The sequence below is a fragment of the candidate division KSB1 bacterium genome, assembly GCA_022566355.1.
Classification (GTDB): Bacteria; Zhuqueibacterota; JdFR-76; order JdFR-76; family DREG01; genus JADFJB01.
Genome location: JADFJB010000184.1, coordinates 1 through 5,964, shown reverse-complemented (window position 1 = coordinate 5,964; position 5,964 = coordinate 1). Strand labels below are relative to the sequence as shown.

Annotated in this window: 4 protein-coding genes; 3 read left to right on the top strand and 1 reads right to left on the bottom strand. The window is 42.4% G+C overall.

The features are described 5' to 3' along the window. Positions 1 to 712 precede the first annotated feature (712 nt). Positions 713 to 1,765: a hypothetical protein gene (locus IIC38_19655; GenBank protein ID MCH8128138.1), complete on the top strand. Its 1,053-nt coding sequence runs from the start codon at positions 713 to 715 to the stop codon at positions 1,763 to 1,765. 350 nt (positions 1,766 to 2,115) lie between these two features. Further along, on the top strand, positions 2,116 to 2,349 hold the full coding sequence (locus IIC38_19650; GenBank protein MCH8128137.1) for a KH domain-containing protein: 234 nt from the start codon (positions 2,116 to 2,118) through the stop codon (positions 2,347 to 2,349). A 34-nt stretch (positions 2,350 to 2,383) separates the two neighbouring features. Here IIC38_19650 and IIC38_19645 read toward each other — a convergent pair whose 3' ends face one another. Continuing rightward, positions 2,384 to 2,722, bottom strand: coding sequence for a hypothetical protein (locus IIC38_19645; GenBank protein ID MCH8128136.1), 339 nt, complete (start codon positions 2,720 to 2,722; stop codon positions 2,384 to 2,386). Positions 2,723 to 3,093: 371 nt separating this feature from the next. Here IIC38_19645 and IIC38_19640 point away from each other — a divergent pair. Continuing rightward, positions 3,094 to 5,964, top strand: a 2,871-nt coding sequence (locus IIC38_19640) for a hypothetical protein (GenBank protein MCH8128135.1), incomplete at its 3' end; no start/stop codon positions are given.

Sequence of the window (5,964 nt, the reverse complement as noted above, 5' to 3'; positions counted from 1 at the left end):
CTGTGATCGACAATGCGGCATAACAATGCGTTGCACCGGAGCGGCGGTGCCACCGTTTCTCGCAATGGAAAGTCGCTCTCCGCCGCCCGGTGAACGCAAACGTTAGCCAAAAGCAAAAATTGCATTTATCATTGAACATCGATACGCTAAGTTAATATTAATGGGAGTCAATAGTTTCAGACCACATCAAAGCCTTGAGCAAAAGACACTATCGGGATTTAAAACCCAGTTCGAAGGTAAAATAATTTAACAACCAATTTTATTCGGGTTACATCATCACAATCATAGTCAAGCAGCATAATTTTTATTTCCTTTTACCTCTTACTGTCTGTTTATTGTTATTTATACGAGAAACACATACACAAAAATATAAAAACACTCAGTGCTGGTAAACTTTACTAAAATGTTATTAGAAGAAAATTATCAATCATGCTATTTTTGGTAAAAAATTATATGATGTATAATGGGCTTATGATAGATGTACACCGGATGGATTTTTGCTAAAGCACAGGATTAATCGCTCGAGAGCGTAATAAGAGGATTTCTTTCAGAACGATTAATGTTAAACATTATATTAGCTTTCCTGAATAAAAACAGTTATTTTTGCAGATTGTTAATTTATTCTTAAAAAAATACTAAAATTATGATGTTAATAAATATATTAAAAAAATACACTTGTGAAAGCCCAAAACAGTATAGGAGAAAATAAAAGATGAAAATTGCATTTATGTCAGCCTGGAATACAACCAGTGGTGTATGTATGCACTCTGAACCAATTGCAAAAGCCTTTATGGAAATGGGTCACGATGTAATAGTTTTTACATTTTACCCGCATGATCATCATGGAGATGGAATTACGGCAGAAAATGAAGATTTTGTATTTCCCTGTTTTGGTACAAGGTTTAACACAAATACCATAGATCCGCGTCCCTTTATTGAAAATGATTATGAAATACTTATAGTCGAGGATCTTGGAGTGTTGCCTGGTGAGAAACTTAATAATCTCATGCCTATTATAAAAAAGAAAGCAAAAGTTGTGCATGTAGTTCATGAAAACAGACCTCCGGACGGAACTTGGTTTTATAGAATACTGTGGGACAGTATAGTATATTTCGATCAGCGTCAAAATTTTTTAAAAAAAGCATATCCTGACGCAGAATTTATCCCTTTCCCCTGCTACAAGATGAGAACGGGAGATAAAATTGAAGCCAGAAAAAAATTAGGCCTTCCCTTAAACAAAAAAATTGTTTATTCTTTCAGTCATAGAGGATATGGACATTATTATAGAGATTTACCAAAAGAGCTACGAAACAATACCATTCTTCTCCAGGTGATCAGAGAGGATATGCACGAACTTCTAGAAGAAAATCAAACCGAAAATCCTTATATCATTGTTAAAAGAGAAAAGGTTATTACTACCCAATTATTTGATGACTATCTTTTTGCTTCCGATGTTGTTATTTTACACAAATATCAAATTAAAGACCAGGCTGTAGTTTCTACTACTGCTTTACAGGCCCTGGGAACGGGTTGCCCAATTTTTGTTCCCAAAGGCTCAGATTTTTTTCAAGATTTTAAAGAAGCGCTTATACATTATACTAATCCATCTGATCTTAATTCTCAATTAATTACGCTACTTAATGATAAAAGCATGTTGATTGATATAAATAAGAAAGCTGAAAAAATTATAGATAAATTCTCACCTGATAAAATTGCTAAAAAATTTATTACTCTTTTTGAAACACTATTAAAAAATAAACCATAAGGACAATGAAGGTACAAAATTATAGATTACAATATATTGACCTTTACGGTAAAAGATGATTGATAACAGGAAAGGATGTACATAATGGGAGACAAGGGTGGCAAGAAAGACAAGAACAAGAGTCAGAAACAGAAGAAAAGTAAACAGGAACAAAAGACAAAAAAGAAGTCGGAAAAACAACCAAAAAGAACTCCGTAACTAGAAGCATTCTCTTTGAACCAAAGGAGAAAGCGAAATGGGAACAAGTGCATGCCAAACACAAAGATAATGCTCTTGTAAGGCAACCTGATTCCTGAGTTCTAGACCCAACATCAAATGTTTAAAGCTAATTTTAATGGCAACAGGATATTATGCTAAAGGAATTTTTAGAAAACATCGTTAAGCCTATAGTGGACAAACCTGATGAAGTCAGAATAACCGAGATTGAGGGCGAATCAGTTTGTATTTATGAGTTGCGTGTTGGTGCTGGAGACTATGGTAAAATAATTGGAAAACATGGACAAAATGCTAATGCAATACGGACAATTCTTAAAGCAGTTTCAGCTAAAGCTGGTAAACGGGGAGTTCTTGAAATTCTTGAATAGAAGATTGAGCGAAGGCCACAATGGTCGCTGGAAATCAGTGTGTCCACAAAGACTCATGATGGTGCTCTTGGGAATCACACTTTATCTTGGCACTGCAAGCAAAATCAAAATCATGCATAACACGGCGCTTAACACGGAATTTAACCGTGCGACGATGATTGGCAATATAAGGATTTATTGGTCGGTTAAATCCGGTTAGCTTAATCGTTGTGTAACCCTCAAAACTCACAGAAAAATGAAAACTATTGCCGATGGGAAGACCAAATTCATTGATGACAACGCCTTGATGTTTATCGTTCGCCGGGTCTATACCGACTATGGTTTTACCCTGGATAGACTCCCGCTTCTTTTGAAAGGCTTTATACTGCCTCATGATATTACTTCCTTAATTTGGGGTGTGAATAAGAAATAAATGAATTGGCCTTTCAACTTTAGTTTCCGCTCAATGTTTCTACATCAAGGCTTTTAGGTGTTCCGAAAAATCAAGATGTATGTACAAGAGTAAAAAATTTTGGTGGTTCTTGGCATACCTTTGTGTAATATATTATATTGAAAATAAATAAATTCAAATTTATGTCTGAACTCGAATTGAACTTACGACCGTTAATTAATTGGCTTAGACTACTACGTCTGGTAGTGGTAGGCTCAGTAAGTCCACCTTTTGATTAATTGGTTAAATTTATGGCACCAACAAAAAGATGGAACTGGCATGGACTTTGCCTAACAAAGGATGGAGGATTTAATATGTCTCAAAAACTTCTATTCGGTTTTTCTGCCTTATTTCTAATCGCGATTCTCAGTTCACAGGTTCGGGCGCAAGGCACAAACGGGGATCCGCAGTCCGGGGTTTATGGTGAGCGAACTTTTAGAAAATGGGGGCAGATGAATGGTAATTTGGTAAACACTCCCTTCATAAATTACGGCATGGTAGGGAACTGGCCGAATAATCCGGATCCGGCGGAGTGGCCGAAAGGCAGTGGTCATACTTATGTTGAGGGCGCCACGCCCATCGTCATTGCAGAAGTAGTCGATCGCGACGGCAACGTGGTCCACATCGCAGAAGCCGGTTATCGCGAGGATATCGACGTCGGTCCTACCGGCACCCCGTGGGGGTACGAGCCGCGCCCAGGTTGGGATGGTAAAAATTTTGAGCGCGGGCCGTTTCCTTTTGGCCGGAACATCACGCCCGCCATGAGCAATAAGCCCGACTCCTGGCCGGATGTCTGGCCGGATAAATTCGGCCCTGAATTTGCCGATGATCCCGGATGGCCGGGCGCGTGGAACGGGTTTTTTGGCAAGAATCAATTCAACGCGGATCTCGAAACGTTTTTTGTGATGGATGACGCTTCGGACCGGGAGTTTAATTACCTGCCTGTCCCGAGCGATCCAAACCGAGGCGGTCTCGGAACCATGGTAACCGCTAGAGGACTGCAGTGGTCGCAGGTGTTGGCCGAGGATGTGGTTTTTTGGGTATACAAAATTTACAACATCTCTGCCTTCGATCTCGGTGTGGTTCCGGCTGGTACGGAACCGAAAGTTTTCTTTGGAATGATGTTTGACTATGGCATTGGCGGTTTGGGAGATTCTGGCGACGACAGCGCGTTTTATGACACGTTCATCGACATCAGCTACGGGTTTGATAGGGATAATAAGGGCAATACCGGTTTTTCCCCCACTGCTTATGCCGGGTTCGCCTTCCTGGAAAGTCCGGGTAATCCATTCGATAATGAAGACAACGATGACGATGGTTTTACGGACGAGACACGTGAAAGCGGGCCAGGCGATAAAATCGAAGGAATCGACAATATCACCAACTATATTCAAACCAATTATGACGTTGAGAACCTCACGAGCTTTTTTGGTTTAGAAATCGCAGAATTCCCGGCGGTTAAATCCGGGATTTTATGGACCGGAGATGAGGATCTGGACTGGGTGGGTTTCTCCGATTTGAACAGCAATGGCCGATGGGATTCCACCAACGAGCCGCTCAACAACGACGTGGGTGCCGATGGCATCAGCAACTTTGATCCCGGTTATCCTGGCCCCGATTTTGGCGAAGGCGATGGCATGCCAACGGCCGGGGAGCCTAATTTTGATGCGACAGATCTGGACGAATCAGATCAGATTGGCCTTACAGGCGTTCATATATTTGTGACACACGATATTACGCCGAAAACTGATGACTTAATCTGGGACTCCTTTAGCAACAAGAGATTTGTTACAGATATTCAAAACTCTTTAGCAAGTCTCCTCTACAGTTCCGGCGGCTTTTCCCTGCCAAAAGGAAGCAGCCAATCATTTTCTATTGCGATGCTTTTTGGCGAGAATCTCGATGATCTCTTAAGAAATAAAATTACGGTGCAATTAATCTTTAATGCCAATTATAATTTTGCCAAGCCGCCCTTGAAGCCATTTGTCACCGCAGTGCCCGGCGATGGCAAGGTCACTCTCTATTGGGATCGGCGAGCTGAAGAATCGGTAGACCTTTTCTTGATCAATCCTGAAACCGGCCGTCCGGGTGCGAAAGATTTCGAGGGGTATAAAATTTACCGCAGTACAGAACCGGCCTTTCTAGAATCGAAAAACATTACGGATGCTTTTGGCAACGCTACTTTTAGAACGGCGATCGCCACCTTCGACCTTGTAAACGGCATCAAAGGTCCGGCTCCGGTTAGAGTCAACGGTATTTCTTTTGACTTGGGTAATGACTCTGGTTTGCGGCACTCTTTTGTCGATAGCACTGTAGAGAATGGTCAAACCTATTATTATGCTGTTGTATCTTATGACAGAGGTGCACCCAATCTTGGCACAACTGGGCTACCCCCTTCGGAGTCATCATCTGTTATCGACATCGACGCTTTTGGCAATGTGGTTGGTACCGATGTCAATACCGTTGTGGTCACCCCCAATCCAAAAGTGCCGGGATACATTTCGCCTTTTGTTGAAGAGGGGAGTTTGAAGCCGGCAGGAAACCTGATTACAGGCTCTGGGATTATCGGTAGCGGTGGCATTGCCGGGATTAAGGTCCTTGATGAGAGACTTGTCGTCGACCGTACTTACCGGGTCACGTTCCAAAGTTCGGACGAATTGGTCCCCTTCGACGTCAACACTTTAACGCCGGCCCAGGTTTTCCTGACGACATCATACTCGGTGACGGATGTGACCAATGGCGCGGACGATCTGAAAATCAGCGCCAGCAACGCGCTAAGCATCGATAATGAGGGGCCGGTATTTGACGGCCTGAGCCTGGTTGTCGATAACGATCAAACCCGGCTGGACACGACTGCATCGGCCTGGATTGCCGGGGACAGCGACTTCGAGTTTGAAATAACACTCTCCGGCGCCAATTTTGACAAGCAGATTCTCTATCCGGCGGACTATGAAATCAGATTCGCCGATGGGGCCGTATCGACATCTACCAATAACCGTCCGGCGAATTTCATTATCTGGAATGCCACGGAAGACCGTGAGTCTGAATTTCGTTTTCAAGGCCGGGGTGAGTGGAAGTCCGGTAATTTTATTGATATCCAGGAGACAATCGATGGCGAGAGGGAGGAGATATGGAGGATCACGTTGAGGGCACCCGGAGCTGGGATTGCACCAGTAGAAGGTGAT